Annotated in this window: 25 protein-coding genes; 11 read left to right on the top strand and 14 right to left on the bottom strand. The window is 70.8% G+C overall.

Annotation, left to right across the window (positions count from 1 at the left end):
• The 4 genes from BM199_RS27340 to BM199_RS27325 all read right to left on the bottom strand — a co-directional run.
• The coding region (locus tag BM199_RS27340; RefSeq protein ID WP_483860449.1) for a transposase at nucleotides 1-472 on the bottom strand (472 nt) is incomplete at its 3' end.
• Nucleotides 473-599: 127 nt separating this feature from the next.
• On the bottom strand, nucleotides 600-1,424 hold the full coding sequence (locus BM199_RS27335; RefSeq protein WP_091677339.1) for a metallophosphoesterase family protein: 825 nt from the start codon (nucleotides 1,422-1,424) through the stop codon (nucleotides 600-602).
• The gene (locus BM199_RS27330) at nucleotides 1,325-2,680 is read right to left on the bottom strand and encodes an MFS transporter (protein ID WP_245788777.1); all 1,356 of its coding nucleotides are present in this window, start codon (nucleotides 2,678-2,680) and stop codon (nucleotides 1,325-1,327) included. The genes BM199_RS27335 and BM199_RS27330 overlap by 100 nt, the downstream gene beginning before the upstream one ends.
• The gene (locus tag BM199_RS27325; RefSeq protein ID WP_091677336.1) at nucleotides 2,677-3,264 is read right to left on the bottom strand and encodes an ArsR/SmtB family transcription factor; all 588 of its coding nucleotides are present in this window, start codon (nucleotides 3,262-3,264) and stop codon (nucleotides 2,677-2,679) included. The genes BM199_RS27330 and BM199_RS27325 overlap by 4 nt, the downstream gene beginning before the upstream one ends.
• A gap of 255 nt (nucleotides 3,265-3,519) precedes the next feature.
• On the opposite strand from BM199_RS27325, the gene BM199_RS27320 reads away from it, so the two are divergent.
• Entirely contained in the window at nucleotides 3,520-5,148 is a 1,629-nt protein-coding gene (locus BM199_RS27320) for an ABC-F family ATP-binding cassette domain-containing protein (protein ID WP_091677396.1), read from the top strand.
• A 71-nt stretch (nucleotides 5,149-5,219) separates the two neighbouring features.
• Here the strand turns inward: BM199_RS27320 and mshC are convergent, their stop codons facing one another.
• Both mshC and BM199_RS27310 read right to left on the bottom strand, forming a co-directional pair.
• Nucleotides 5,220-6,461: a cysteine--1-D-myo-inosityl 2-amino-2-deoxy-alpha-D-glucopyranoside ligase gene (mshC, locus tag BM199_RS27315; RefSeq protein WP_091677334.1), complete on the bottom strand. Its 1,242-nt coding sequence runs from the start codon at nucleotides 6,459-6,461 to the stop codon at nucleotides 5,220-5,222.
• A gap of 57 nt (nucleotides 6,462-6,518) precedes the next feature.
• Nucleotides 6,519-7,133 (bottom strand): TetR/AcrR family transcriptional regulator, encoded by a 615-nt coding sequence (locus tag BM199_RS27310; RefSeq protein WP_091677394.1) that lies wholly within the window; start codon nucleotides 7,131-7,133, stop codon nucleotides 6,519-6,521.
• Nucleotides 7,134-7,229: 96 nt separating this feature from the next.
• On the opposite strand from BM199_RS27310, the gene BM199_RS27305 reads away from it, so the two are divergent.
• The 3 genes from BM199_RS27305 (at nucleotide 7,230) to BM199_RS27295 (ending at nucleotide 10,180) form a co-directional block, all read left to right on the top strand.
• Entirely contained in the window at nucleotides 7,230-8,600 is a 1,371-nt protein-coding gene (locus BM199_RS27305) for a cytochrome P450 (RefSeq protein WP_091677331.1), read from the top strand.
• 122 nt (nucleotides 8,601-8,722) lie between these two features.
• Nucleotides 8,723-9,910, top strand: coding sequence for a S8 family serine peptidase (locus tag BM199_RS27300; RefSeq protein ID WP_091677329.1), 1,188 nt, complete (start codon nucleotides 8,723-8,725; stop codon nucleotides 9,908-9,910).
• 27 nt (nucleotides 9,911-9,937) lie between these two features.
• Nucleotides 9,938-10,180, top strand: a complete 243-nt coding sequence (locus BM199_RS27295) for a hypothetical protein (RefSeq protein ID WP_091677326.1) — start codon at nucleotides 9,938-9,940, stop codon at nucleotides 10,178-10,180.
• 274 nt (nucleotides 10,181-10,454) lie between these two features.
• Here the strand turns inward: BM199_RS27295 and BM199_RS27290 are convergent, their stop codons facing one another.
• Both BM199_RS27290 and BM199_RS27285 read right to left on the bottom strand, forming a co-directional pair.
• Nucleotides 10,455-12,410 (bottom strand): vWA domain-containing protein, encoded by a 1,956-nt coding sequence (locus BM199_RS27290; protein ID WP_091677323.1) that lies wholly within the window; start codon nucleotides 12,408-12,410, stop codon nucleotides 10,455-10,457.
• The gene (locus tag BM199_RS27285) at nucleotides 12,407-13,810 is read right to left on the bottom strand and encodes a sigma 54-interacting transcriptional regulator (RefSeq protein ID WP_091677320.1); all 1,404 of its coding nucleotides are present in this window, start codon (nucleotides 13,808-13,810) and stop codon (nucleotides 12,407-12,409) included. Before BM199_RS27285 ends, BM199_RS27290 begins: the two co-directional genes overlap by 4 nt.
• Before the next feature lie 98 nt (nucleotides 13,811-13,908).
• Here BM199_RS27285 and BM199_RS27280 point away from each other — a divergent pair, with 98 nt between their 5' ends.
• Nucleotides 13,909-14,706 carry a hypothetical protein gene (locus tag BM199_RS27280; RefSeq protein ID WP_091677318.1) on the top strand — a complete coding sequence of 266 codons (798 nt, stop codon included), beginning with the start codon at nucleotides 13,909-13,911 and terminating at the stop codon, nucleotides 14,704-14,706.
• Between the two features lie 30 nt (nucleotides 14,707-14,736).
• Here the strand turns inward: BM199_RS27280 and BM199_RS27275 are convergent, their stop codons facing one another.
• Both BM199_RS27275 and BM199_RS27270 read right to left on the bottom strand, forming a co-directional pair.
• Nucleotides 14,737-15,789, bottom strand: coding sequence for a ferrochelatase (locus BM199_RS27275; protein ID WP_281245767.1), 1,053 nt, complete (start codon nucleotides 15,787-15,789; stop codon nucleotides 14,737-14,739).
• 52 nt (nucleotides 15,790-15,841) lie between these two features.
• Nucleotides 15,842-16,720, bottom strand: coding sequence for a proline dehydrogenase family protein (locus tag BM199_RS27270; protein ID WP_091677391.1), 879 nt, complete (start codon nucleotides 16,718-16,720; stop codon nucleotides 15,842-15,844).
• Between the two features lie 192 nt (nucleotides 16,721-16,912).
• On the opposite strand from BM199_RS27270, the gene BM199_RS27265 reads away from it, so the two are divergent.
• Complete coding sequence (locus BM199_RS27265) at nucleotides 16,913-17,299, top strand: VOC family protein (RefSeq protein WP_091677388.1); 387 nt, start codon at nucleotides 16,913-16,915, stop codon at nucleotides 17,297-17,299.
• Between the two features lie 119 nt (nucleotides 17,300-17,418).
• Here the strand turns inward: BM199_RS27265 and BM199_RS27260 are convergent, their stop codons facing one another.
• Nucleotides 17,419-18,021 (bottom strand): CGNR zinc finger domain-containing protein, encoded by a 603-nt coding sequence (locus tag BM199_RS27260; RefSeq protein ID WP_091677312.1) that lies wholly within the window; start codon nucleotides 18,019-18,021, stop codon nucleotides 17,419-17,421.
• Between the two features lie 87 nt (nucleotides 18,022-18,108).
• Here BM199_RS27260 and BM199_RS27255 point away from each other — a divergent pair, with 87 nt between their 5' ends.
• Nucleotides 18,109-18,861 carry a haloacid dehalogenase type II gene (locus tag BM199_RS27255; protein ID WP_091677310.1) on the top strand — a complete coding sequence of 251 codons (753 nt, stop codon included), beginning with the start codon at nucleotides 18,109-18,111 and terminating at the stop codon, nucleotides 18,859-18,861.
• On the opposite strand, the gene fabI is transcribed toward BM199_RS27255, so the two are convergent.
• Both fabI and fabG read right to left on the bottom strand, forming a co-directional pair.
• Nucleotides 18,858-19,625, bottom strand: a complete 768-nt coding sequence (gene fabI / locus BM199_RS27250; RefSeq protein ID WP_091677307.1) for an enoyl-ACP reductase FabI — start codon at nucleotides 19,623-19,625, stop codon at nucleotides 18,858-18,860. The genes BM199_RS27255 and fabI overlap by 4 nt on opposite strands.
• A 59-nt stretch (nucleotides 19,626-19,684) precedes the next feature.
• On the bottom strand, nucleotides 19,685-20,389 hold the full coding sequence (gene fabG, locus BM199_RS27245; RefSeq protein WP_091677305.1) for a beta-ketoacyl-ACP reductase: 705 nt from the start codon (nucleotides 20,387-20,389) through the stop codon (nucleotides 19,685-19,687).
• Nucleotides 20,390-20,579: 190 nt separating this feature from the next.
• On the opposite strand from fabG, the gene BM199_RS27240 reads away from it, so the two are divergent.
• From BM199_RS27240 to BM199_RS27225, 4 genes are all read left to right on the top strand, one after another.
• Nucleotides 20,580-21,242 (top strand): response regulator transcription factor, encoded by a 663-nt coding sequence (locus tag BM199_RS27240; protein ID WP_091677302.1) that lies wholly within the window; start codon nucleotides 20,580-20,582, stop codon nucleotides 21,240-21,242.
• 3 nt (nucleotides 21,243-21,245) lie between these two features.
• Nucleotides 21,246-22,655 (top strand): sensor histidine kinase, encoded by a 1,410-nt coding sequence (locus BM199_RS27235; protein ID WP_091677300.1) that lies wholly within the window; start codon nucleotides 21,246-21,248, stop codon nucleotides 22,653-22,655.
• Nucleotides 22,652-23,632 carry a TAXI family TRAP transporter solute-binding subunit gene (locus BM199_RS27230; protein ID WP_091677298.1) on the top strand — a complete coding sequence of 327 codons (981 nt, stop codon included), beginning with the start codon at nucleotides 22,652-22,654 and terminating at the stop codon, nucleotides 23,630-23,632. Before BM199_RS27235 ends, BM199_RS27230 begins: the two co-directional genes overlap by 4 nt.
• A gap of 102 nt (nucleotides 23,633-23,734) precedes the next feature.
• Complete coding sequence (locus BM199_RS27225; RefSeq protein WP_091677295.1) at nucleotides 23,735-24,211, top strand: tRNA (cytidine(34)-2'-O)-methyltransferase; 477 nt, start codon at nucleotides 23,735-23,737, stop codon at nucleotides 24,209-24,211.
• A gap of 155 nt (nucleotides 24,212-24,366) precedes the next feature.
• Here the strand turns inward: BM199_RS27225 and BM199_RS27220 are convergent, their stop codons facing one another.
• Complete coding sequence (locus tag BM199_RS27220) at nucleotides 24,367-25,350, bottom strand: VWA domain-containing protein (protein ID WP_091677385.1); 984 nt, start codon at nucleotides 25,348-25,350, stop codon at nucleotides 24,367-24,369.
• Nucleotides 25,351-25,412: the final 62 nt, after the last annotated feature.

Below are 25,412 nucleotides of genomic sequence, written 5' to 3'. Positions count from 1 at the left end.
GGGGGAATCCGTCGGCGGTGGCGAGGAACTGGATGTTGCCGCCGAAGGCGCGGTGTTTACCGGAGTACCAGCGGTGTACTGGTTGTCCGGCGGTGCGGCCTTTGGTTTTGATCACGGTCCCGGCGACGCGGGTGGTGCGGATCAGGGTGCCGTCCAGGATGAGGTGGGTGTCTCCGGCGGCCAGCCGTTCGGTGAGTACCTCGGGCAGGTCGTGGGTCTGGGCGGCGAGCACGGTGATGCCTTCGTGCAGGTAGCGGTAAGCGGTGGCGACACCGATCCCGGAATCGGTAGCCAGCCGCGCTACCGGGGTGGCGTCACGGAACCAGCGCAGGACCAGCACCGCCTGGGCGAAGGGCCCCAGCGCACGGCGCCCCCGCCGGGTCCCCACCGCCCGGCGATGCTCGGTCAGCAACTGCGCCACAAACTGCCCGATCGGGCGCGCGACATCCAGCGTGGCACGATACGTAATCACGGAGAGCCTCTGGTTCCTCAGACTTGGTCTTCAGCAAACCCAGTCACTACCAGAGGCTCTCCGCCTACCACACACCCCAAGATCAACCCACTGAGAAAACCTCATTGGGGACATCCCGCCGCCGGGGTCAGAGGAGCGTGCGGAGCGGGACGGGGCCGCGGGCCCGTTTGCGCCACTCGCGTGGGTAGCCGAGGGACACCTCCTCGAACCGCACGCCGTCCCGGTGGGTGGTGCGCGGAATGTGCAGGTGGCCGTACACAGCGATCTCCGCCCGGTACTTCAGGTGCCAGTCCTCGGTCTGCGAGGTGCCGCACCACATGGCGAACTCCGGCCAGTACAGCGGTTCGGTCGGATGGCGGTGCAGCGGCCAGTGGGAGACCAGGACGGTGCCGTGCGCCGGCGGGATCACGCCCAGGCGTTCCTCGCTGATCTTGAGCCGCTCGACGCACCAGTCGGAGCGGCTCGCGAACGGGTCCGGGTGCAGGAAGAACTCGTCGGTGCAGACGACTCCCGCGTCCCTCGCCTGATCGAGGGCTTCGGCCAACGGTCTGCCGTCGGCTTCCGGCGTGCGCCAGGAGTAGTCGTAGAGCAGGAACAGCGGTGCGATGGTGAGCGGGCGTTCGCCGTACGTCCACACGGCGAACTCGTCCTCCGGGGTGAGCACGTCGATCGACCGGCACCGGCGGACCAGTTCGTCGTAGCGCGCCTGCCCCCGCAACCGCGCCGGATCGTTCTTCGTCGTCCACAGCTCGTGGTTGCCGGGCACCCAGATCACCTTCGCGAACCGTTCCCGCAGGGTGCGCAGCGTCTCGATCACCGCGTCCATCCGCTCGGCGACGTCTCCGGCGACGATCAGCCAGTCGTCGCGGCTTTCGGAGCGGACGTCGTCGAGGAGGGGTTCGTTTCCCCTGTGGGTGACGTGCAGGTCGCTGGTGGCGAGCAGGTGTGGCACGACTCCACCGTATCCGCCTTCTCCGGTGTGTCCGTTCCGACGCTGCGCCGACCGCGCACGAGGAACGCCAGCGCCACTAATCCCGCGAGCACGTGCAGGGCCGCCTGGACCGTGAGCAGGCCGGGGAGCCCGACCCGGTCGGCGAACATCCCGGCCAGCTGCATTCCGCCCGCCATACCCGCTGCCATCGCGGCGAAGCCGGTGCTCAACACTCTCCCGGCCAACTCGGTTCCCGCCGTCGTCTGCAGCACGGACATCAGGCCCGCCGCCGAGATGACGCCCGGCGCACCGACGAGGGCGAACAGGCCGACGTACAACCAGAACTCCGTGGTGATCGCGGGCAGGTGCCAGATCAGCACGGAAAGCAGGCCGACACTCAGGGTGCCCCAGCCCAGCAGGGCCGCGGGGCGGACCCGCCGCAGCGCGGTCGCGACCAGCAGCCCCGCCGCCAGCCCGCCGACCGCCTGCACTCCACGGAGCAGCCCGACCTCCGGTTCGCCACCGCCCAGCGTGCGGAGCACGAAGAGCACGAACAGCACCAGGAACATGCCCTGCGCGATCGCCGACAACAGCAGCGTGACCCCGGTGATGCGCAGGGTCCTGTCGCCGCGGATCGCGGCCAGCCCGGCGAGCCACTGCCGCACCATCGCCTGCCGGTGGGCGCCCGCGTCCGGAGTGCCCGCCCGGGCGGGGAAACGGGGCAGCAGCAATGCTCCGGCGAGCACCAACGCGGCGAGATAAGCGGCCATCACCCAGTGCAGACCGGCGAAGCCGAGCAGCAGGCCACCGAGCGAAGCGCCCACGAGCCGGGCCACGCTGCTGTTCATTCCCATGAGGCCGTTCGCCGCGGTGAGTTCGTCCGCCGGGACGAGATCGGGCACGAGGGCGTTGCGGGCGGGTTCGAACAACGCCGCGAGTGACGCCTGCGCCGCGATCACCAGGAACACCACCGGCAGTGCGCCACCGCCGTCGACGATCAGCAGGGGTACCGCCACCACCGCCTGTCCGGCGCAGACCAGGCACAGCACCACCCGCCGCTCGTACCGGTCGGCGAGCACGCCAGCCAACGGGCTCATCAGCACCGCGGGCAGCAGGCCGAACATCATGCTGGTGGCCGTGGACGCGGCCGACCCGGTCAGCTGGTACACCAGCACGGGAAGCGCGACCTGCAACATCCACTCCGCGGTCTCGGAGAAGAACGCCGCCGTCCACAGCCGGACGAACCCGCGCTGCCGCAGGACACCGGTACGGTTCACGACGCCCCCTCACCGTCCGCCTCGATGCGCAGGAACGCGCGCAGGCCGACGTGCACCGGACGCGCGCCGTCGGGCGTTTCGGTGCGGATCGTGCCGACGTAGGGCCGGATCAGCGCGTCGACGGACGCCACCAGTTCGGTGAGTTCCTCCGGCGTCACGGTCAGTGCGTAGCTGTTCAGGCCGCCGCTGTCGCGCCACTTCGGGTCAAGATCCTCGACCGCGTCGAGGTACCGCTGGGTCAGCACCTGCTCGGTGCCGAGCATCGTGCCGACCGCGGCGAGCCGAGCGGACCGCAGGGCCGGGTCCGGCCCTGGTTCACCCAACTCCAGCCCGACCTGGCAGGCCCGCCACGGGCGCTGCCGACCGTCCTCGGCCGCGCTGGGCTCCACCAGTCCGAACTCCGCCAGCTTGCGTAAGTGCCAGCTGCAGTTGGAGGCGGAGGAAGCCACCGCTTCCGCGCACTCGCTGGCCGTTCGCGGTCCGACGGCCATCAGGTGGTCGAGCAGCGCCGCGCGCAGCGGATGGGCCAACGCGCGCATCAGTTCGGCGTCCCGCACCCGCCTGCGTTCCGGAAGTCCGTTCATGCCACCCCAGTCCTGAAAGAGTTATTTCAAAAGTTCTCTTTCAGCTTGCCGTCGGCGGGGAACAATGTCAACGGCGGGAGGCGCACCAGGAAAAAGCGGTTGACTGACAATACGGATGCGGCATTAAACTCGGCGCATCATGGACCACTGATCCCGCGAGCCCACCCGCGCCCGAGGCCACGTTCCGGTTGAGCCCTCCGCTCCCGGCCCGACAGTGCCCGGCGGGTCACCCACGCGCCAAGGATCGTGATCCCCCTGTCTCACTCCCTGTTTCTCCGTGCCACCGACCTCGCGTTCGCCTACGGCGACCGGGTGGTCTTCGACGGACTGTCGTTCACCGCCGCAGCCGGTCACCGGATCGGCCTCGTCGGCGAGAACGGCACCGGGAAGTCCACCCTGCTCCGGCTGCTGGCCGGTCGTGAACTCCCGCAGGCCGGAACGGTGACCGGCGTGTCGGATATCGGCTTCCTGGACCAGGAACTCCCCTACCCGGCCACGACGGTCGTCTCGGCGGTCATCGACGACGCGTTGGCCGAGACGCGTGCCATGGCCGCACGGCTCGACCGGTTGGCCGAGCACCTCGCCGCGCGCCCGGACGACGACGTGGCACTGGTCGAGTACGGGCACGCTCTCGAGTGGGCGGAGTCGCACGACCTCTGGGACGCGGACCGCAGGGCGGCACTGGTCAGTGCGGGTCTCGGTCTCGGCGCCGTCGCTCCGGACCGCGAACTCGGCACACTCTCGGGCGGGCAACGCGCCCGCCTCGGGCTCGCGGCCCTGTTGGTCCGCAGGCCGTCGGCACTGCTGCTGGATGAGCCGACCAACCACCTCGACGACGACGCGATGGTGTTCCTCGAGGAACACCTCGCCTCGCTACCCGGGGTCGTGGTCCAGTCTTCGCACGATCGCGTCTTCCTCGACGCGGTCTGCACCGACATCGTCGACCTCGACCCCGCCGCCGGAGGGCCTGCGCGTTACGGCGGCCGGTACAGCGACTACCTGCTGGCCAAACGCGCCGAGCGGCTGCGCTGGGAACAACGGTTCGCCGAGGAGCAGGACGAGTTGCGGCGACTGCGCGAGTCCGTGGCGGTGACGGCCCGCGCCATCAGCCACGACCGTGCGCCGAGGGACAACGCGAAAATGGCCTACGACTACAAGGGCGGCCGGGTCCAGCGGCAGATCTCGCGCAGGGTTCGCAACGCGCAGTCGCGGCTGGACGAGCTGGAACGCACGCGGACGCCGAAGCCCCCTGCGCCGCTGCGGTTCGCCGCGCCCCTCACCGGCGAGACCGGTGAGCAGGACGCACTGACGGTGCTCGACGTCGAGATACCGGGCAGGTTGCCGCGCATCGAACACCTCGCGCTCGGCGCGGGGAGCAGGCTGCTGGTCACCGGCGGCAACGGCACAGGCAAGTCCACCCTGCTCTCGGTGCTCGCGGGGCGGTTGCGGCCGGCACGCGGGCTGGTCCACCGCTCCCCCACGGTCCGGGTGGGAATGCTGGACCAGGACGTCCGGTTCCCGGACCCGGCGATGACATCGCGTCAGCTCTACCGCTCGGTCGCGGGCGACGACGCACCCGCGCTGGCCGACCTCGGCCTGCTCGGGGTCAGGGATCTGGACCGCGAGCTGGGCAACCTCTCGGTGGGGCAACGGCGCAGGCTGGCGCTGGCAACACTCATCGCAGCACCACCGCAGGTACTGCTGCTCGACGAGCCGACCAACCACATCTCGCTGAGCCTCACCGAGGAACTGACCGAGGCACTCGGCAGCGCGCCCGGCGCTGTGGTCGTCGCCTCCCACGACCGGTGGTTGCGGCGCGGCTGGGACGGCGACCGGCTGGAACTCGGGCGGGGCGCCGAGGTACGGACCGGGAGCGCGCGGTAACCACCAACTCGGCCGACGGAACTGCACACTCGCGCCCCGGAACTGCCAAGTCGGCCGCCGGAACTGCCAAGTCAGGCCAGGCGGACTCCCAGGAGTGCGTCGACGGCGTCACGGATGCGGTTGGGAGCGTCATCGTCGCCGCCGCGCCCGCGCAGCGCCTCGTCGGCCCACGCGTCGATCGCCGCGAGCGCCGCCGTGGTGTCGAGGTCGTCGGCGAGGTGGTCGCGGAGCCGGGCGATCACCGGTTCGGCGGAGGGTCCGCCCGGGGCGGCGACGGCCTTACGCCAGCGGTCCAGCCTGGCCTCGGCCTCGGCCAGCAGCTCGTCGGTCCACGCGCGGTCGGCGCGGTAATGCCCTGCCAGCAGCGCGAGTCGGACCGCGCCGCTGTCCACCCCGCCGGCCCGCAGCCGCGAAACGAAGACGAGGTTTCCCCTGGACTTCGACATCTTCTCACCGTCGAGGCCGATCATCCCGGCGTGCACGTAGTGCCGGGCGAACGGATGGTCGACGGTCAGCGCCTCCGCGTGCGCGGCGCTGAACTCGTGGTGCGGGAACACCAGGTCGGAACCGCCGCCTTGGACGTCGAACCCCATGCCGAGCCGGTTGACGGCTATCGCGCTGCACTCGATGTGCCAGCCGGGCCGTCCCGCGCCCAGTTCCGACTCCCATGACGGCTCGCCGGGGCGGGCCACCCGCCACAGCAGGGCGTCCAGCGGGTCGCGCTTGCCGGGCCGGTCCGGGTCGCCACCCCGCTCGGCGAAGAACTTGGCCATCGTCTCGGCGTCGTAGTTCGACTCGTACCCGAACCGGCCGGTGGCCCGGTGATCGAAGTAGATGTCCGGGTGCTCGGGATCGTCGGCCCGGTACGCGCTCCCGTCCGCCAGCAGCTTGGCGACGACCTCGATGATCTCCGGGATGCTCTCGACGGCGCCGACGAACTCGCGCGGCGGAAGCACGCGCAGCGCCTCCATGTCCTCCCGGAACAACGCGGTCTCCCGCATTCCCAGCACGACCCAGTCGTCCTGATCCCGTTCGGCTCGCTCGAGCAGCGGCTCGTCGATGTCGGTCACGTTCTGCACATAGTGCACCTCGTGCCCGGCATCGAGCCACAACCGATGAACCAGGTCGAAGGCGAGGTAGGTCGCGGCGTGCCCCAGGTGCGTCGCGTCGTACGGCGTGATGCCGCAGACGTACATACGCGCCACCGATCCCGGTGCTGTCGGCCGGACCTCACCTGAGGCGGTGTCGAACAACCGCAGCGGCGGAGGAGTTCCTGGCACTCTGGGAAGGGCGACGGATGACCAAGTCTGCATGACTCAACCCTAGGTCCCGTTCCTCCCCGGGTGCCCACCTGGTGGAACCAGCCCAGGTCAGGACTGCGCCGACTGAACCGACGACGCCGAGAACGTGGCCGAGGCCGCCCACATCATCGCGAGCCCCTGTGACAGGTGCTCGCCGTCGGGGGCTCCTTCGGGGTCCAGGAGCCACTGCACGGACAGACCGTCGCAGACCGCGATCACGAAACCGGCCAGCGCGACGCAGCGGGGGTCGTCGGGCCGGACGTCGCCGCCGAGCGACTGGGCCGCGAGCGCGGCGACCCGCTCGCGGCATCGGCGGTACTGCTCGGCGAACTGCTCGCGTAGCGACGGTGTTCGTTCGGCCTGTGCGAGCGCCTCCACGTAGGACAGCAGCAGTGCGCGTTTCTCCGCGAGGCTGTCCAGCATCGCGACCCAGGTGATCCGGCCGCGCTCGATCGGTGAAGCCGAGGCGTCGGCCATGGCGATCCGGGCGAGCTGCTCGGTCCACTCCTCGAACACCTCGCCGATCGCCGCGTTGAGCAGCCCCGCCTTGGAACCGAAGTGGTAGCCGATCGAGTGCAGGTTGGTGCCCGATTCGGCAACGAGGTCGCGCGCGGTGATGTGCGCGTAGCCCCGCTCCTGCAGCAGTGTTCGTGCCGCGACCAGCAGCTGTTCCCGGTGCCCCACCGGCACAGCATAGAGGCGCGAGGACGGTGACCCTTGACACAGCACTTATACGGGTGTGTAAATGGATGGGTCCGACGCTCGCCGAGGAGCCGCACCATGACCACCGCGAACACTGCGAACACCGCGACCGGCGCGCTCGCCGCGATCGGCTCCGCGGATCCGGCTTCCGCGCCCCCGCCGCCGGGTCCGCGCCTGCCGATGGCGGTTCAGACGCTGCTGTTCAGCACCCGCAGACACACCTGGCTGCCGCGGCTGCGCAAGCGCTACGGCGATGTCGTTCGGCTGCGCATCTATCCCGAGCGGTCGGTGGTCGAGATCGCCGACGTGGAGCTGATCCGCGCGATTTTCAGTGGCTCGAGCACGGTGTTCCACGCGGGCGAGGGAAACGTGATCCTCAAGCCGGTCATGGGGGCGCATTCCGTGCTGCTCACCGACGAGGACCAGCATCTGCGCGCCCGCAAGCTGCTGATGCCCGCGTTCCACGGCGCGGCGCTGCGCGGCTACCGGAACCTGGTGGAGGAACTCGCCGACGCGGAGGTCGCGCGCTGGCCCGTCGGCCGCCCCTTCCCCACCCACGACAGCATGCAGGCGCTCACGCTCGAGGTCATCCTCAGAGTGGTGTTCGGCGTCGCGGAGGGGCCGCGCCTGGACGAGCTCAGGGCACTGCTGGGCCGGCTCGTCGACGTGGGACCGATCGACATCCTCGGCTGGCACAACCCGAAGCTGCAGCGGTACGGCCCGTGGCGCCGGTACGCCCGCGGTCAGCAGCGGGTCGACGAGTTGCTCTACGCCGAGATCGCCGAACGAAGGCGGGCGGGCGACCTGGAGCATCGCGGCGATGTGCTCTCCCGGCTCCTGCTGGTGACCGTCGAAGGTGAGCGGCTGTCCGACGTCGAGCTGCGGGACCAGCTCGTCACGCTCCTGCTCGCCGGTCACGAGACCACCGCCACCGCCCTGGCCTGGGCGCTGCACGAATTGGCCCGCCATCCCGCCCTGCTGGACGAGGCGGTCCGCGCGGCGGACGGCCGGACACAGGAGGACGACAAGTACCTCGAGGCCGTGGCCAAGGAGTCGATGCGCCTGCACCCGGTGATCTCCGAGGTCGCGCGCAAGCTGACCACCGACGTGGTCATCGGCGGCTACCGCATTCCCGCGGGACACACCGTGATGCCATCGATCGTCCTGGTGCAGGGCGATCCCGCGCACCACGACGATCCGACGGAGTTCCGTCCGGAACGGTTCCTCGGAGCCGGTCCGTCCGCCGGCACCTGGCTGCCGTTCGGCGGCGGCGTTCGGCGCTGCCTCGGAGCCGGGTTCTCCCTGATGGAGGCCACGGTGATGCTGCGGGCCGTACTGAGCCGCTACCGGATCACCCCGGACCGCCCGCGTCCGGAGCCCGCCAAGGCCCGGCACATCACCATGGTGCCCGGACGTGGCGCCCGGGTGATCGCACACTCCCGCCAGTAACCTACTGTAACGTTAAGTAGCCGATCGTAACGCAATAGTGACGTGATCTAGGTTACATTTGCTCCGCCACGCTCGATCCTGGAGATGACACCCCATCCCCAGAGGCAAAGAAGGTGGCTCCGATGACCGACGCGGTGAGCGACGGAACAACCGGCCGGTACCTGGTCCTGCTCGAGGAGGACGCCGCCGATGAGGGAGTTCGCGCCATGGCGCGCGTGGCCGGTATACGTACCGCGAGCACCGCGGATCTCGCCGGTGACGCGGTGGCCTTGTCGGCGGGCCTCGACGGGCTCTTGCTCCACGAACTCGGGGTCGCCGTCATCACGGCGGGCGCGGACCAGGCGGACGCCCTGACCCACGCGATCCAGGAACGCGGCGCGATCGCGGGTGTGGAACGGGAACGCACGGTGCACGCGATCACTCCCGCGGCCCCCGCCGTGGAGCCCGGGGCGGTGGACGAGACCACCTTCACGTGGGGCCTGCAGGCGGTGGGAGCTCCGGACAGCCCGGCGACCGGCGCCGGTGTGCGAGTGGCCGTCCTCGACACGGGGTTCGACGTCGAGCACCCGGACTTCGCCGGCCGCGTCGTGCAGACCAGGTCCTTCATCACCGGCGAGGACGTCGCGGACGGGCACGGGCACGGCACCCACTGCATCGGCACCGCCTGCGGGCCACGAGAACCGGAGACCGGACCCGGCTACGGCGTGGCGCCCGAGACGGAGATCTACGCGGGCAAGGTGCTCAGCAACGCGGGCTCCGGGAGCGACGGCGGGATCCTGGCCGGGATCGCGTGGGCGATCATGCACGGCTGCGCGGTGGTGTCGATGTCGCTCGGCGCGGCCGTCCGTCCCGGCGACCCGCACTCCCCCACTTTCGAGCGCGTCGCCCGCCGCGCCGTCGCCAAGGGCACCCTGATCATCGCGGCGGCGGGCAACGAGAGCAGGCGGGCCTCCGGGGTGATCTCACCGATCGGGCACCCTGCCAACTGCCCTTCGATCCTGGCGGTCGGGGCACTGGACGTGCACAGCGCGGTCGCGGACTTCTCCTGCGGCAGCGTCGACCCGGAACGCGCCGTGGACATCGCGGCCCCTGGTGTGGACGTGCACTCCAGCTGGCCCATGCCGACCCGGCACCGGCGGATCAGCGGGACGAGCATGGCGACCCCGCACGTCGCGGGCATCGCCGCGCTCCTCTCCCAGCACTACGGCGCACGGGGCTGGGAGCTGTGGGCCAGGCTCGGGCAGAGCGCACGCAGGCTGCCCTTGCCTTCCACCGACATCGGTGCTGGACTCGTCTTCGCACCCCGGTAACGGTCCGGGCCGCCGCAGGGAGGCCAGATGGCCGAGGACGACCACAGGGTGATCGTCTCGATCGCCGACGACAACCTCGACCGGATCGGTGCCGTCGTGGCCACCCTGCGCTCCGCGGGCCTGCGCGTCCAGGACGTGCAGGACGTCATCGGCACCGTCACCGGCTGGGTGCACGATGACGCGCTCGGTTCCCTGAAGGATGTGCCCGGAGTCGTCGACGTCGAGTTCGACCGTGGCTACCAGCTGCCACCGGGGGACGGACCCCAGTAGGCCGGACAGACCAGACCCGGGGGCACCGGGCGTGCGGGAGGCCGCGCGGTCTCCTGCACGTCGACGGTGGGGTCGAGTTCTGCTCGACCTCCGGAAACCACATCCGCAGCCGAGCAGCGGACCGAATCAGTACCGCACCCGGAAGTTCCCGATGGACGTGATCCTGTTGCCGTCGGGATCGGTGATCGCCGAGAGGCGCACGTTCTTCGGGCGGTTGTCGGCCGGGCGGTCATCGGTCCCCGCCAGCCACGAAACCCACCGCGGTGCGGCGGAGTCAGCCCCTGCGCGTCTGCAGGTAGTCGTCGACGACCGCCGCCCCGAGACCACCGAGGTCCGGCGCCACCACCCGGCCTTTCGCGCGCCGGGCGAGCAGATCCACGAACGACGTCAGCCGGGGGTCGTCACCGAGCCGGAAGACGGTGAGGGAGGTGCCGAGTTTCGCGAGCCGGTCCACCTCGGTGAGGGTCTTCGCCAGCGTGCGCGGGGCAGGCGGGTAGTCGAACTCGGCGGTTCCGTCCGGTTCCAGATGTGCCGTCGGCTCTCCGTCGGTGACCAGGAGCACCACAGGTCGGGAACCGGGGTTTCCGCGCAGGTGCCTGCCCGCGAGCAGGAGTGCGTGGTGGGCGTTCGTGCCCTGTTCCCACGCTCCTTCCATGCCAACCAGCTCGGCCAGCTCCACCGTGGCGGCGTAGCGCCCGAACGTGATCAACTGCAGGGCATCTCCCCGGAACCGGGTGGCGATCAGTTGCTGCAGCGCGAGGGCGGTGCGCTTCATCGGCAGCCAGCGGCCCTCCTGGACCATCGACCACGACGTGTCCACGCAGAGCGCGACCGCTGCCCGCGCCCTGTGCTCGGTTTCGGCCACCTCCACGTCGGACACGTCGAGTCGCCTGCCCCGTCCCGCGCCACCGGCGGCGGTGCGCAGCACAGCGTTGCGGACCGTGCGCGACACCTCCCACGGCTGCGTGTCGCCGAACTGCCACGGCCTGCTCGAACCGGTCAGCTCGCCCGCGGCACCCGCCGACGCGGTCTCCCGCTGCCCGGCGCGTCCGCGCAGTGTCCGGATCACGTCGGACAGCGCCGTCTCGCCGAGGCGGCGCAACGCCTTCGGCGACAACCTCAGCGATCCGTCCGCCGTGCGTTCGAACAGCCCCTGCCCGCGCAGCTCCCGGTCGAGTTCGGCGAGTCTGCGCGCGTCCACGCCCGCATCGTCGCCGAGCTGGCGAACCAGCGCGTCGGCGTCGATGTCCTCCAGCCGGGCACCGGCATACGACTGCGACAGCTGCTCGGCCAGTGCGTCCAGCTCGGCGAGATCGGACATGGCCCGCACACCCTCACCGAGACCGAGTGGGTCGTTCCCGCGCATCCGCGCGGCCGACTCCCAGTCCTGCCCCGGCCGCAGTGCCTTCAGCTGCGCGTCCAGCGCCGAGAGCTGCTCAGCCAGTCTCGGGTCGCCGAACGCCTGCTGGGCCAGTTCGGCCAGTTCGGCCCGCTGCTCGGGAGACATCGAGTTGAGCATTCGCTGCGCGGCCGCGGCCCTGGCCGCGAGCACGTCGATGAGCTCGTCGACCGTTCTCGGCCGTTCGGGAAATAACGCGCCGTGCCTGCGCATGAACTCGGCAAACCGTTCCGGCACGTCGGCGAGATCCTGAGCGTGTGCGGCGAGCAACGCGTTCAGATCGGCCAGCATCTGGTTGATCCGCTCCACGTCCGCGCTGCCGGCGTCCCGCAGCGCGTTCTTCATCCCCTCGAACCGGGAGTCCAGCAGTTCCCTGCCGAGCAGCTCACGGATCCGCTCGAAGTTCTCCCTGCCCTGCTCCGAGCGCCACTCGTACCCGCCCAGCTCCCGCACCGCCGCCGCCGTGCCGGACGGCAGGGCGTCCAGCGAGGCCTCCTGGAAGCGTGCGTCGTCGGACGGGTCGGGAAACAGCGCTGCGCGCTCGGCTGCCACGGCCTCGTCGAGCAGCCGCCGCACCTCGAGCAGGGTCCCGTCAAGGCGGTGCCTGCGCTGGATCTCCGCGCGGCGCTGCCACACCCGCCGGGTCAGCTCGTCCAGTCCGGCCGTGGCCTGAGTGCCTCTGCGCAGCAACTCCTCCAGCGCCGCGCGTGGTGACGCACCGGCCATCACCTCCTGGCCGATCTCGTCCAACGCCTCTCGAAGGTCGGTCGGCGGCGCAAGCGGATCGGGTCCCTCGTGCCAGGGGCCGTAGGAGTACCCGGGAGCGGTCATGGTCCGTACACCGTCGTGTGGTCGTCGGCGTCCTTGGCGAGTTTGCGGGCGAGGTAGAGCGATTCCAGCGCCAGCTCGATCGCGGCGGCGATCCGGCTCGCAGGCTCGTCCGCGCCGACCCCGGCACGCTGCGCGACCTCGTGCAGCACGGGCAACTCCGGCAGTGCGGCGAGGATGTCCTTCCCCGGAACCCGCTCGCCGGTGGCGACGAGATGTCCGTCGGCGACCGCGTTCCCGAGCGGGCTCAGGTCCAGACCGGCGAACCGTGCGCGCGCCGTCTCGGCGATCGCCCTGCGCAACAGGTGCGTCAGGTGTTCGGTCTCCCTGCCCTCCTCGCCCGGTTCGAACTCGAGCTTTCCGCGCAGCACGGCGGGCACCGAATCCATATCGACCGGCCGCGCGACGGCGGGCTCCTCCCCGGTGAGCGCCGACCTCCGCAACGCGGCCGCTGCCACCGTCTCCGCGGCGGCTACGGCGAACCGCGCCGACACCCCCGACCGCTGATCGACCACAGTGGACTCACGTAGGCCGCGCACGAACCGCGCCAGCACCTCCAGCAACGGCTCACCGACCTCGGCGACCAGCCGGGCCTCCTGCCGCACGACCCCGATCTCCGCATCGAGGTCGGGCGGATAGTGCGTGCGGATCTCGGCGCCGAACCGGTCCTTGAGCGGCGTGATGATCCGGCCGCGGTTCGTGTAGTCCTCCGGGTTCGCGGTCGCCACCAGCAAGACGTCCAGCGGCAGCCGCAGGGTGTAGCCCCGAACCTGGATGTCGCGCTCCTCCATCACGTTCAGCAGCGCGACCTGAATTCGTTCGGCGAGATCGGGCAGCTCGTTGATCGCGACGATTCCGCGATGTGAGCGCGGCACCAGACCGAAATGGATGGTCTCGGGGTCACCGAGACTGCGCCCCTCGGCGACCTTGACCGGGTCGACGTCACCGATCAGGTCACCGACCGACGTGTCCGGCGTGGCGAGCTTCTCGGTGTAGCGGGAGTCGCGATGGAGCCACTCGACCGGGAGATCGTCACCGAGTTCGGCTGCCCTGCGCAGCGAGGCAGGCGTGATCGGCCGCAGCGGGTGTTCGGCCAGCTCCGACCCCTCGATCACCGGTGTCCACTCGTCGAGCAGGCCGGCCAATGTCCGCAGCAGCCTGGTCTTGCCCTGGCCGCGCTCGCCGAGCAGCACGACGTCGTGCCCGGCCAGTAGCGCCCGTTCCAACTGTGGCAGCACGGTTCTGGAGAACCCCACCATTCCGGGCCACGGGTCTCGTCCCGCCCGCAGCGCGGCGAGCAGGTTTTCGTGGATCTCGGTCTTCACGCCCCGCGGGGGGTGGCCGGCCTCGCGGAGTGCGCCGACGGTCCGGGGCAGGTGTGCGGGTGCGGAACTGTTGCTCACTCCCGCGACGCTACTGACCGTTCGGCGTGGCGTCGACGTGGAGCAACTCCACCCACCGGGTACCGGCAGCGCCGAGGCGACCTCTACGCTGAATCGCCGTGTGCTGTCCCAGTGCGACCCTCTCGGTCTGGTCCTCGGCGTGGCTGAACGGTGCCGCCGCCGCCGACAACGCCCTCGACGCGCTCGCCGCATGGGGCGAGGCGCACGAGGTGGTCGCGGCCGACGCCGAAACGGCGGACCGGCTCGACCTCCCCGTGGCCGGCGCGGTTCCGGTGCAACCCGCGCAGCTGCTCGGAGCATTGCGCGGAATCGGTGCGGCAGACGCCCGGCTGGCGTTGCCGGTCCCGGGCGACGTGCGGGGGCTCGGCGGCGGAGGTCCGTTCACGGAGGGGGCACTGCATGCGGGCGAGGCCGCCCTGTTCCCCTCGGCGGGCTGCGCTGTCGTGCCCCAGCCGATCGCGGAGGGACTGCTGCGATGGACCGTGTATCCGGTTCCCGTGGGCACCGCGCCCGAGTTCGTCGGCATCGGCGAGGCCGAGCACCTGCTCACGGACGCGGTCCGGGTCAGCGCGGGAACGTTGCAGCAGTTGGACGTCGCTCGGGATCGCCCCGGGGTGCGCGGCGAGCTGAAGGCACGCCTGCGCTCGGCGCCGAAGCCGGGCTGGCCCGCCCCGATGCCGGGGCGCTGCCTGCTCGTCCTGCAACGCGCGGACGAGGTCGAGGCGATCCTCGCCCTCGCGCTGAGCGACGAACCGGGCGGCGCGCTCTCGGCCTCGGCCACCGCACAGCGCTCCGAGGCACTGCGCCCGCTGTCCGACGCGGTCCGGACGGCCCGGTGTGCTGCCGTGACCGAGGCAGTGCGCGTGCTCAGCGGCGACGCCGACCGGCAGGTCTGAACTGCGAACTCGGCCACCGGAACTGCCAAGTCAGGGTGCGCGGCGTTTCGGGGGTTCGCAACAGCCGATGGCGCAGGGCGCGCCGTTGACCGTGCAGCCCGCGGTGGGGAAGTCCGAGAGGGCACGGGGTGGGGCACCGGTGCAGTGCTCGCGAATCAGCTCGACGACGAGCTGGGCGAAGCGGGAGTCCCCGTTCGGGGTCGGCACCCTGGCGAAGCCCAACCCGAGTTCGGCGGCCCGCTCCGCGGCCTCGTTGTCGAGATCCCAGACCACCTCCAGATGGTCGGAAACGAACCCGACCGGGCAGACGACCACCGAGTCGGCCCCCTGCTCGTGCACCGTGTCGAGGTGGTCCACGATGTCGGGTTCCAGCCAGGGCACCGTGGGCGGGCCGGAACGGGACTGCCACACCACGTCGTAGTCCGCCACGCCTGCCTCGGCCGCGACCAGCCTCGCCGCCTCGGCGATCTGCTGCGAATACCTGCGGCCCCCCGAACCGGGCGGCCCAGCCGCGAGGTCGGCGCTCTCCGGGATCGAGTGCGCGACGAAGATCGTCCGGACGTCGCGTTGTGAGCCGAGTGCGGCGTGTGCGGCCCGGACGCCGTCGGCGAACGCCGACACGAACAGCGGGTGATCGAAGAACTGCCGCAGCTTCGTCAGCTCCGGAGCGCCCTTCCCCACGGCGATCCTGGCTCGCACGATGTCCTCGTCGTACTGTCTGCAGGCCGAGTACCCGCCGTACGCACTGGTCGGGAAGACCAGCGCGCGCCGCACGCCTGCGGCAGCCATCTCGGCGAGGGTGTCCTCGACCAGCGGGCGCCAGTTCCGGTTGCCGAAGTACACCGGGAGGTCGAGTCCCTGCCCCGCCAACTCCTTGCGCACGGCCGCGATCGCGTCGCGGTTGAGCCGGTTGATCGGCGAGACCCCGCCGAAATGGTGGTAGTGCTCGGCGACCTCCGCCAGCCGCTCTGGCGGTACTCCCCTGCCGCGAGTCACGTTCTCCAGGAACGGCATCACCTCGTCCGGGCCCTCCGGACCACCGAAGGACAGCCACAGCACCGCGTCATAGGGAAGTTCACTCACGGTGTCCATCTTCGCGCTGTGACCGGGCTCGCGCAGATCCGGGGGTGTGCGCTCAACTGCCCCTTGACTCGGCGAGCCTGCGCATCCAGTACCGGAACCAGTTGTCCCCGAACGGCACGTACACCCGGACCGGGACACCCCGGGCGACCAGATCGTCCACCACGTCAGGCCGAACCCCGAGCAACTGCTCCACGGGCCGTGGACCGAGCGCGGCCAGCAGCGCCTCGCGCAACACTCCGTCGTGTGTCGCGAGCGCGAAGTCCGCGCCCGCCTCCGCCAGCCGATGGGCCAGGTGGGTGAAGGCGATGTCCGTGGGCTCGCCGTAGGGCAGTGCCCGCCCGGCGGGCTCGACGTAAGCACCCTTCACCAGTCGCACGTGGACGCCGGCCTCGACGAGCCGGTCGAGGTCGCGATCAGACCGCCGCAGATTCGCCTGCACCGTGGCTCCGACGCGGTCCGCGAGGCCGTTGCCCGCGGTCGCCAGGACACAGCCCAGTACCGCGTCGGCCCGGTCGTGGTCCTCCGCGCCCACCTGGATTCGCCGCCCTGGCGGGAGCTTGCGGGCGATCGCCGTCAGCTTGTCGGCGCAGTAGTCCGCATCGACGTCGAGTCCCAGGTGGGACAGATCGACCGAAAGCCACGCGTCGTCCGCCATGGCGTGCGACTCGCCCGCGAGCCGGAGATAGTCCTCGGCGACCCGCTCGGCCTCGGCGGCATCGCCGACCTGTTCACCGAACTGGTCGATACTGCCCGCGACTCCGCGCTGCCGCAGCTCGTGCACGGTCCGCACGGCATCCTCGGCAGTCGTTCCCGCGACGTACCGAGCCGCCGCGCGCCAGGCCACGGACTCGGCGGGCGGCACCGCACGGACGGCGCGCTCCAGCATCGTGCTCGTGGCGAGATGGAAGAGCGCGACTCGATCAATCCGCATGTTCACGGTCCACACGCTACCGTGACCTGTGCGCCGCCGACACGGACCGAACGAGCAGGAACACCGTCCGGACCAATGAGTCTACTGTGGACCAACTAGGACCCGGGGCCGGACCTCGACGACCTCCATGCCGATCGCGACGATTAGCGTGGGTCCTTGGTGGAGCCGCTACTCGACTGGGAGGGTCCTGACATGACCAGCAAGTTCACCGAGCTTGCGATCGACTGTGCCGATCCGCACCGTCTCGCCCGGTTCTGGTGCTCGGTCCTGGACTACGAGGTACAAGACGAGGACGACGAAGTTGTCACCATCGGCTCCCCGCTGGCGCGCGAAGGCAAGGCTCGCCGTGGCCCCGTGCCACCCACGTTGACGTTCGCGCCCGTACCGGAGGGCAAAACCGTCAAGAACAGGCTGCACATCGACGTCAACCCCACCGACCGGGATCAGGACGAAGAGGTCCGCCGCCTGCTCGAACTGGGCGCCCGGCGCGCGGACGTCGGCCAGGGCGAGGAGAGCTGGATAGTACTCACCGACCCGGAGGGGAACGAGTTCTGCGTCCTCGCGAGTCGCCACCCCTGATCGAAATGCCACTGGCGGCCGCTCACCTTCCAGCGAGGGAGCGCCTGCAAGTACCACCATGCAAGATCGGCATCGGCGCCAACTGTCCCCGACCGCACTTTCCCGCGAAAGTGCGACTCTCAGGACTGCGGCTTCCCGGCTTGCCGGGCGCGGTAGTTGGCGACGTTGGTGCGGTTCCCGCACAGACCCGGCATGCAGTAACGGCGCCGGCCCGGCCGGGTGGTGTCGATGAACGCGCCACGGCAGGTGGGCGCGCCACACTGGCGGAACCGCTCTTCGTCGAGCGTGTGCACGACGCCGAGAATGCCGACGCCACAGATCACCGAGAGCGCGTCCACGACAGTTGCCCCCTCGCGGAGTGACACGGCCCAGCGGGTGCGGCGCTCGCGCACGGGATCGGGCACGAGGGTGACAGCGCCGGCGGAGGAGGTCAGCGCGCTGGCGCCGACAACGAGATTGTCCCGGTCGGGGTGATCGACCAGGGCGCGCACCGTGCCGCGTAGCGCGTGAACCGCGACGAGGTCGGCGGGCCGGGCGCGGCGGGCGAGTCCGGGAAGCTCGCCCCTGCCATCGGGTCGAGCCTTCTGACCCTCCTCGGTGAACGCGACAAGGGCGGCCTGGTCGGGCAGGTGGTCGTCACCGCGCCACACCTCGGCGGTGGTGTTGATCAGGTCGGTCGCGATGCCCGCCGCCCAGGCGTAATCGTCTAACGCAACTTGCATCCCTTACCGCCCTCCCGATAGGATCATAGCTAACAGCCAGTTTAGCCCTTACAGGATCGTAAGGGCCAGACGCCCGGGAGACCGCACATGCCAGCCGCTGAGATCGACGCCGTCGTGTTCGACGTGCTCGGCACACTCGTCGACGAACCCGCCGGGATCCGCGCCGGCATCCGCGCCCTCGCGCCTTCGCTCACCGATCCCGCCGTCGACGAACTGGTGCGCCTGTGGCACACCCACGTCGACGGCGAGCAACGACGAATCCTGGACGGCCGCCGCGCCTACGCCGCGAGCGACGCTCTCGACCACGAGGCCGCCCAGCTCGTCGCCGAGGCCGCCGCGATCAGCGACCCGGCGGCCGTCGCCACGCTGGCCTTGTCCGGCCGACGCCTGCCTGCCTGGTCCGACACCGTGTCCGGACTTGCCCGGCTCGCGCAGAGCTTCCCGCTGATCGGCCTGTCCAACGCCAGCCGGACGGCACTGCTGGGACTCAACGCCCACGCGGGACTGCGCTGGCACCAGGCACTTTCCGCTGAGGACGCGCAGAGCTACAAGCCTGCCCCGTCCGTTTACGAGCTTGCTGTCACCGTGTCCGCAGTGCGACCGGAGCGGCTGTTGATGGTCGCCGCCCACGCCTGGGACTTACGTGCCGCGCAGACCGTCGGCCTGCGCACCGCCTACGTTGCCCGACCTGTCGGAGACCCACCGGCACCCTCGGATCGATTCGACCTGTACGCCCGGGGTCTCACCGACCTGGCCGACCAACTCGGCGTGCCGGCGCCTGCTCAGAATGTCCCCAATGAGGCATTGGAGACATCCCAAGACGTGCGCTCCGCCGGCTAGACGCCGAGCGCGTGCACGCCGCCGTCGACCCAGATCATCGAGCCGGTGGTCGCGGGCAGCCAGTCCGAGAGAACGGCGCAGACGGTCTTGGCCGTGGCCGTGGGGTCGGAGCTGTCCCAGCCGAGCGGCGCGCGGTCGCCCCAGCCTTCCTCCAGCTCCCCGAACCCGGGAATGGACTTCGCGGCCATCGTCTTCATCGGACCCGCCGTCACCAGGTTCACCCGGATCCCCTGCGGGCCGAGGTCACGGGCGAGGTATCGGTTCACCGACTCGAGCGCCGCCTTGGCCACGCCCATCCAGTTGTAGACGGGCCACGCGACCCTGGCGTCGAAGTCCATGCCCACGATCGACGAGCCCTGGCCCAGCAGCGGCAGCGTGGCCTCCGCGAGGGACTTGAACGAGTACGCGGAGACCTCGACAGCGGTGGAGACGTCCTTCCACGGCGCGTCCATGAACGGAGCACCGAGGCACGACGGCGGCGCGAAACCGATCGAGTGCAGCACACCGTCGAGCCCGTCGACGTGCTCGCGGACCCGGTCGGCCAGTGTGTCCAGGTGTTCCTGGTTCTGCACGTCGAGTTCGATCACCGGGGCCGGTTCGGGCAGGCGCTTGGCGATCCGCTCCACGAGGGAGAGCCTGCCGAAACCGGTGAGCACCACGGTGGCCCCCTGCTCCTGGGCCATCTTCGCGGCGTGGAACGCGAGCGAGGCGTCGGTGATCACCCCGGTGATCAGCAGTCGCTTGCCTTCGAGCAGTCCGGACACCTGTCCTCCAGTTCTGGGGTTGTTGCTGATTGTCGTCAGTCGCTTGGCGACTCGGTGATTCAGTGGCCCATGCCGAGGCCGCCGTCGACCGGCAACACCGCGCCGTTGACGTAGCCCGCCTCCTCGGAGGCGAGGAACCGCACGGCGGCGGCGATCTCCGCCGGATCCGCGTAACGGCCCGACGGGATCTGCGCGAGGATCTCCTTCTTGCGGTCCTCACCCAGCGCGTCGGTCATGTCGGTGCCGACGAACCCGGGCGCCACCACGTTGGCGGTGATGTTGCGCGAGCCCAGTTCCCTGGCCAGCGAGCGCGCCAGGCCGACGAGACCGGCCTTGCTGGCGGCGTAGTTGAGCTGCCCGGCCGAACCCGTCAGCCCGACGACCGACGAGATGAACACGAAGCGACCCCACTTGCCGCGCAGCATGCCGCGCGAGGCGCGCTTGGCGACCCGGTACGCCCCGGTGAGGTTGGCGTCCACAACGCGGGTGAACTGGTCCTCACTCATCCGCATGAGCAGCGTGTCGTCGGTGATTCCCGCGTTGGAGACCAGCACCTCCACCGGGCCCTGGTGCTCCTCGACCTCCTTGAAGGCGGCGTCCACCTGCTCGGTGTCGGTCACATCGGCCCGCACGCCGAACAGCCCCTCGGGCGCCCCGGAGCCGCGGTGGGTCACCGCGACCTTGTGGCCCTGCTCGGCGAGATCACGTGCGATGGCAAGACCGATGCCACGATTACCACCGGTGACCAGAACCGAACGTGCCACGTAGTACTCCTCGAAATCGCTGGGGGTCCACCGCCTGCCGCGGACGGGTCGCGCTGAGGCTATCGGCTCCCGCTTCCCCAGTCGCGTCCGCGCGGCCGATACCCCCGAGTAACCCGGCATGGTGTAGGACACACTCGATGCAGGTGGCCACCTGACCAGGCGGACCACGCTGGCGACAGGAGGTGCTGAGGTGCGACTGCTCCTCGTCGAGGACGACGACGGTGTCGCCGACGCGCTCGCGGAGAGCCTGCGCACCCCCGGTCATCGGGTGACCAGGGTCGCGCGCGGCACGGACGCCCTCTCCCGCCACCGCGACGCCGATCTGGTGCTGCTCGATCTCTTCCTGCCCGACATGGACGGGCTCGACGTGCTGCACCGCATCCGACAGGTGTCGGCCGTCCCGGTGCTGGTGCTCACCGCTCGCGGTGACGAACGCTCGGTGGTGCGGGGGCTCCGACTGGGCGCCGACGACTACCTGACCAAACCGGTGCGGCTCGCCGAGTTGCTCGCGCGGATGGAAGCGGTGGTGCGCCGCACCACCCATCGGCAGTCCGGCGGGGAGCCGGGACCGGTGCGCATCGGCGCCGTCGAGATCGACCTCGCAGCCAGGACGGTGCACTCGAGCGGGCGAGCGGTGTCGTTGACGGCGAAGGAGTTCGACGTCCTCGCGGCGCTCGCCGCCCGGCCGGGGATGGCGGTGAGCAGACAGCAGGTGATGGACGAGGTGTGGGGCGACGCCCACCTCGCCGTGTCGCGCTCGCTCGACGTGCATCTCACCCAGCTGCGCGCCAAACTCGACGCGCCGGGGCTCATCGTCACCATCCGCGGCTATGGCTACCGGCTCGGCGAGTGAGCGATGCGCCGAAGGCTCCTGCTCGTCCTCGTCGCGTTCGCGCTCGCCGCCGTGGCGGGGTTCGCCACACCCCTGCTCGCCAGCACCGCGGGACAACGAACGCAGGAACTGCTGATCGGGCGCACCGCGGATCTCGACCGGTTCGCCGAGCTGGCACAGGTCGCGGTGGAGTCCGGCGACGTGGCCGCGCTCGCCGCCGACGCCCAGCGCTACAGCGACCTCTACCGCGAGGGGGTGGTCGTGACCGACCGGCAGGGCCTCCCCCTCGTGCAGGCCGGACTGTCCACAGCGGATCCGCGGGTGCGCGCCCTCGTCGCGGGCGCGGTCCGCAACCAGCCCGGCCCGCGCCCGCCGACCATCCTGCCCTGGTCGGCGGAGCCGATCCTGTTCGCACGTCCCGTCGGCACCGGGACCAGGGTCTCCGGGGCCGTCGTGCTCCGCGCGTCCGTCGAAGCCGCCGCGCGGGACGTGGGACTGCGATGGGCCACGGTCGTGGCCGGCGCGCTGCTGGCCGGGCTGGCGTTCGTGCTGCTGGCGATGCTGCTCGCGCGGTGGGTGCTGCGCCCGCTGCACGCGCTGGAACGCGGCGTGCACACGGTCGCCGAGGGACGCAGGGCGCAGGTGCCCGCGGGCGCGGGTCCGCAGGAGCTGCGAGCGCTGGCAACGTCGTTCAACCGGATGTCCGACGCCGTGGTCGCCGCGGCCGAGCAGCAGCGGCGGCTCATCGCGGACACGTCGCACCAGTTGCGCAACCCGCTGGCCGCGTTGCGCCTGCGGGTCGACTCGCTCGCCGGACACGTCGACGAGCCCGGCACCAAGGCCTACCACGCGACGGTGACCGAAGTGGACCGGCTGGAGTCGCTGTTGGACGGTCTGCTGGCGCTGGCCGTCGCGGAAAGCGCCACGACCCGGCTCGCGGCCGGGATCGGTGCCGAGGAGGCGCCCGCCGATGTCCCGACCGTGGTCGCCGAACGCGTCGACGCCTGGTCCGCCGCGGCCGATCGGTCGGGCGTCCGGCTGGATCCCGAGGCCGCCACCGACCCGCTGCTGGTCGACTTTCCCGAATCGGAGCTGTCCCAGGTGCTCGACGTCGTGCTGGACAACGCCATCGCCTACGCCGGTCGTGGGGCGCGGGTGCGGATCTCCTGCTCGGACCGGCCCGACGCGGGAACGGCCACGCTGACCGTGGCCGACGACGGCCCTGGCCTGACCGAAACACAGCTGACGCGGGCGACCGAGCGGTTCTGGCGCGGACCGGGGACCCAGCGACCGCGCGGGACCGGCCTCGGCCTGGCCATCGCGCAGCGGCAACTCGCCGCGCGCGGCGCCAGGCTCGAACTCGGGGCGACACGACCGCACGGGCTCACGGTGTCGATCGAACTGCCGCTCGCCCCTTCCGGAACACGCCGATGAGAGGGCGTACGAGAACCGAGCACGCACCGCGGCCAGCGGAATTCGGCAGAAGAGCGGCGCTTGCCGGTGCGCTGGGACTCCTCGCGGGCTGCTCAGGTGGGGGCTACCGGGGACCCGAGCGGGAACTCGTGATCGCCGCCGGGGAAAGCGGCGGGTTCTACCTGGAGTTCGCGCGCCTGCTCGCCGCCGAGATCACCCGCGCCGAACCGCGGCTGCACTGCTCGGCCGTGCCCACCGAGGCGAGCGTCGCCAACATCCATGCCGTGCAGGCCGGGACGGCCGACCTCGGCCTGGCCCTCGCGGATTCGGCCGAGGCCGCCGTCGCCGGTACCGCACCGTTCTCCACACCGGTGCCGCTGCGGGCCATCGGCCGGGTGTACGAGAACTACCTGCAACTGCTTGCCCGCGCGGACGGCCCGATCCGATCGGTCGGCGACCTCGCGGGACGTCGGATCTCCCTGGGCGCCGCCGGCTCCGGTGCCGCGGTGACCGGCGACCGGCTGATCCGGGTCGCGGGTCTCGCCGTGCAGGCCGAACACCGAGGTCTTGCCGACGCCGTGGCCGCGCTGCGGAACGGCGGGATCGACAGTCTCCTGTGGTCCGGTGGCGTACCGACGCAGGCTCTCGCCGAGCTCAGCGAGGACACCCCGCTGGTCCTCCTCCCCCTGAACGACCTGCTGCCCGCCATGCGCTCGGCCCACGGCCCGGTCTACGCGCAGGTCCGGGTGCCTGCGGACGCGTATCCGCGAATTTCCGGACAGTCGACCATCGGCGTGGCGAATCTGCTGGTCTGCGCCGCCGCACTGCCTGGTGACGTCGTCGGCGCAGTCACCAGGGTGTTGGCCACCCGTGCCGCCGACCTTGTTCCGGCGCAGGCCGCGGGCACCCAGTACCTCGACGTCCGGACCCTGATCGGCACCGCTTCCCTGCCGCTTCACGAAGGGGCGGCAGCGGTGTACCGGGTGCTACACGGCTGACCGGCGCCACGAGCGGCACCGTATAGGACGTTATACATCAACGGACGCCCCTAGAGTGGTCCCCTGTCCCGTGGGGTCGCCGACCAGAAAGCCTGTGACGACGTGTTCCGGATCGTGTTCTACCAACCGGAGATCCCGCCCAACACGGGCAACGCGATCCGGCTGGCCGCGAACACCGGGTGCGAGTTGCATCTGATCGAACCACTCGGCTTCTCGCTGGAGGCGCGCCATCTGCGTCGCGCCGGCCTCGACTACCACGACCTCGCGCTGGTCCGGGTGCACGCCGACCTCGACTCCGCGCTGGCGCACCTGCTCCCCGCCAACGTGTACGCCTTCACCACGGCCGCCACCCGCCGCTACACCGATGTGCGATACCAGCCGGGAGACGTTCTGCTCTTCGGCCCGGAGTCGACGGGCCTGCCCTCGCCCGTGCTCGCCGGGGACGCCATCACCGACAGCGTCACCCTGCCGATGCTGCCGTCATCCCGGTCACTGAACCTGGCGAACAGCGCGGCCGTCGCGATGTACGAGGCCTGGCGCCAGCACGATTTCGCCGGGGCCGGGGAGCCTGCGTCCTAGTCGTAAGTCGGGTTGTTCACCGCCGACCTGCGGGTCGTGCCGTGCCTCACCTGCGGTCGGCAGCCACGACCGCCCCCATGTGGCACAAATCAGCACGCCACAGCGGGGCTCGGGGCGGCCCCGTCCACCGACCTCTGAACAACCCTCCTGCGCACTCAGGGCAGCCGCTGTCCGAGGAACAGTGACGAGCCGGCGGCGCCGATCAGCATGATCGTGGCGAGCGCGACCCACGGCTTGCTCGCGTCGGCGTCCTTGGTCTCGTACCCGATCTGCTCGCCGAGACTCGCGTAGACCTGTTTGAGCTCGTCAGCCGTTGCGGCCTTGTAGAAGTCCCCGCCCGACAGGCGGGCGATCTCACGCATGGACTCGTCGTCCACCTCGACCGGGATCTCCTTGCCCTCGATGTCCACCGTGCCGTGTGATGTGCCGAACGAGATCGAGGACACCGGGATCTGCTGCTGCTTGGCCGCCTGGGCGGCGGTGTAGGCGCCCCTGGGGTCGTACGGATCGCCGGTCGGCACGGTCTGCTTGCCGTCGGTCATCAGCACGATCCGCGCCGGTGGCGGCCCCTCCGCCCCGCCGACGACGGCGGAGAAGCCCTCGATGGCCTGCAGTGCGGCGAAGATCCCCTCGCCGGTCGCGGTGGACTGCGCCAGTTTCAGGTTGTCGATCGCCCTGACCACGCCACCACGTTCCGTGGTGGGCGCGACCAGCACCGTCGCGGTGCCCGCGAACGAGATCAGCCCCAGGTTCACCCCCGGCGTCAGCCCCTCGGCGAAGGACCGGGCCGCTTCCTGAGCGGCCTTGATCCGGGTCGGAGCGACGTCGGTCGCCTCCATCGACAGGGACACGTCGATCACCAGCATCACCGTGGCACGGTTCCGCGGAACCTTCTGCTCCGCCGTCGGCCCGGCAAGGGCGAACGTCAGCAGCAGCAGCGACACGATGAGCAACGCGGCCGGAACGTGCTTGGGCCAACCCTGGCTTCGCGGCGCGACGCGGTCGAGCAGTTCGAGATTGGAGAACCGCATGGTGCGCCTGCGCCGGGCGCGCTGCGCGAGCACGTAGCCGACGGTCACCGCTGCGACGACCAGCAGCAACAGGAACCACCACGGCGAGGCGAATCCAGTCAGGTTCACGTCAGCCCACCTGCCTCGCTCCGTTTCGCACTCGGCCGCACGAGCCCCGTGCCGTCCGGCGA

It is taken from the genome of Amycolatopsis marina, from assembly GCF_900111885.1.
Taxonomy (GTDB): domain Bacteria; phylum Actinomycetota; class Actinomycetes; order Mycobacteriales; family Pseudonocardiaceae; genus Amycolatopsis; species Amycolatopsis marina.
The sequence above is the reverse complement of the archived record's forward strand: the minus strand, read 5'-3'. Positions and strand labels throughout refer to the sequence as shown.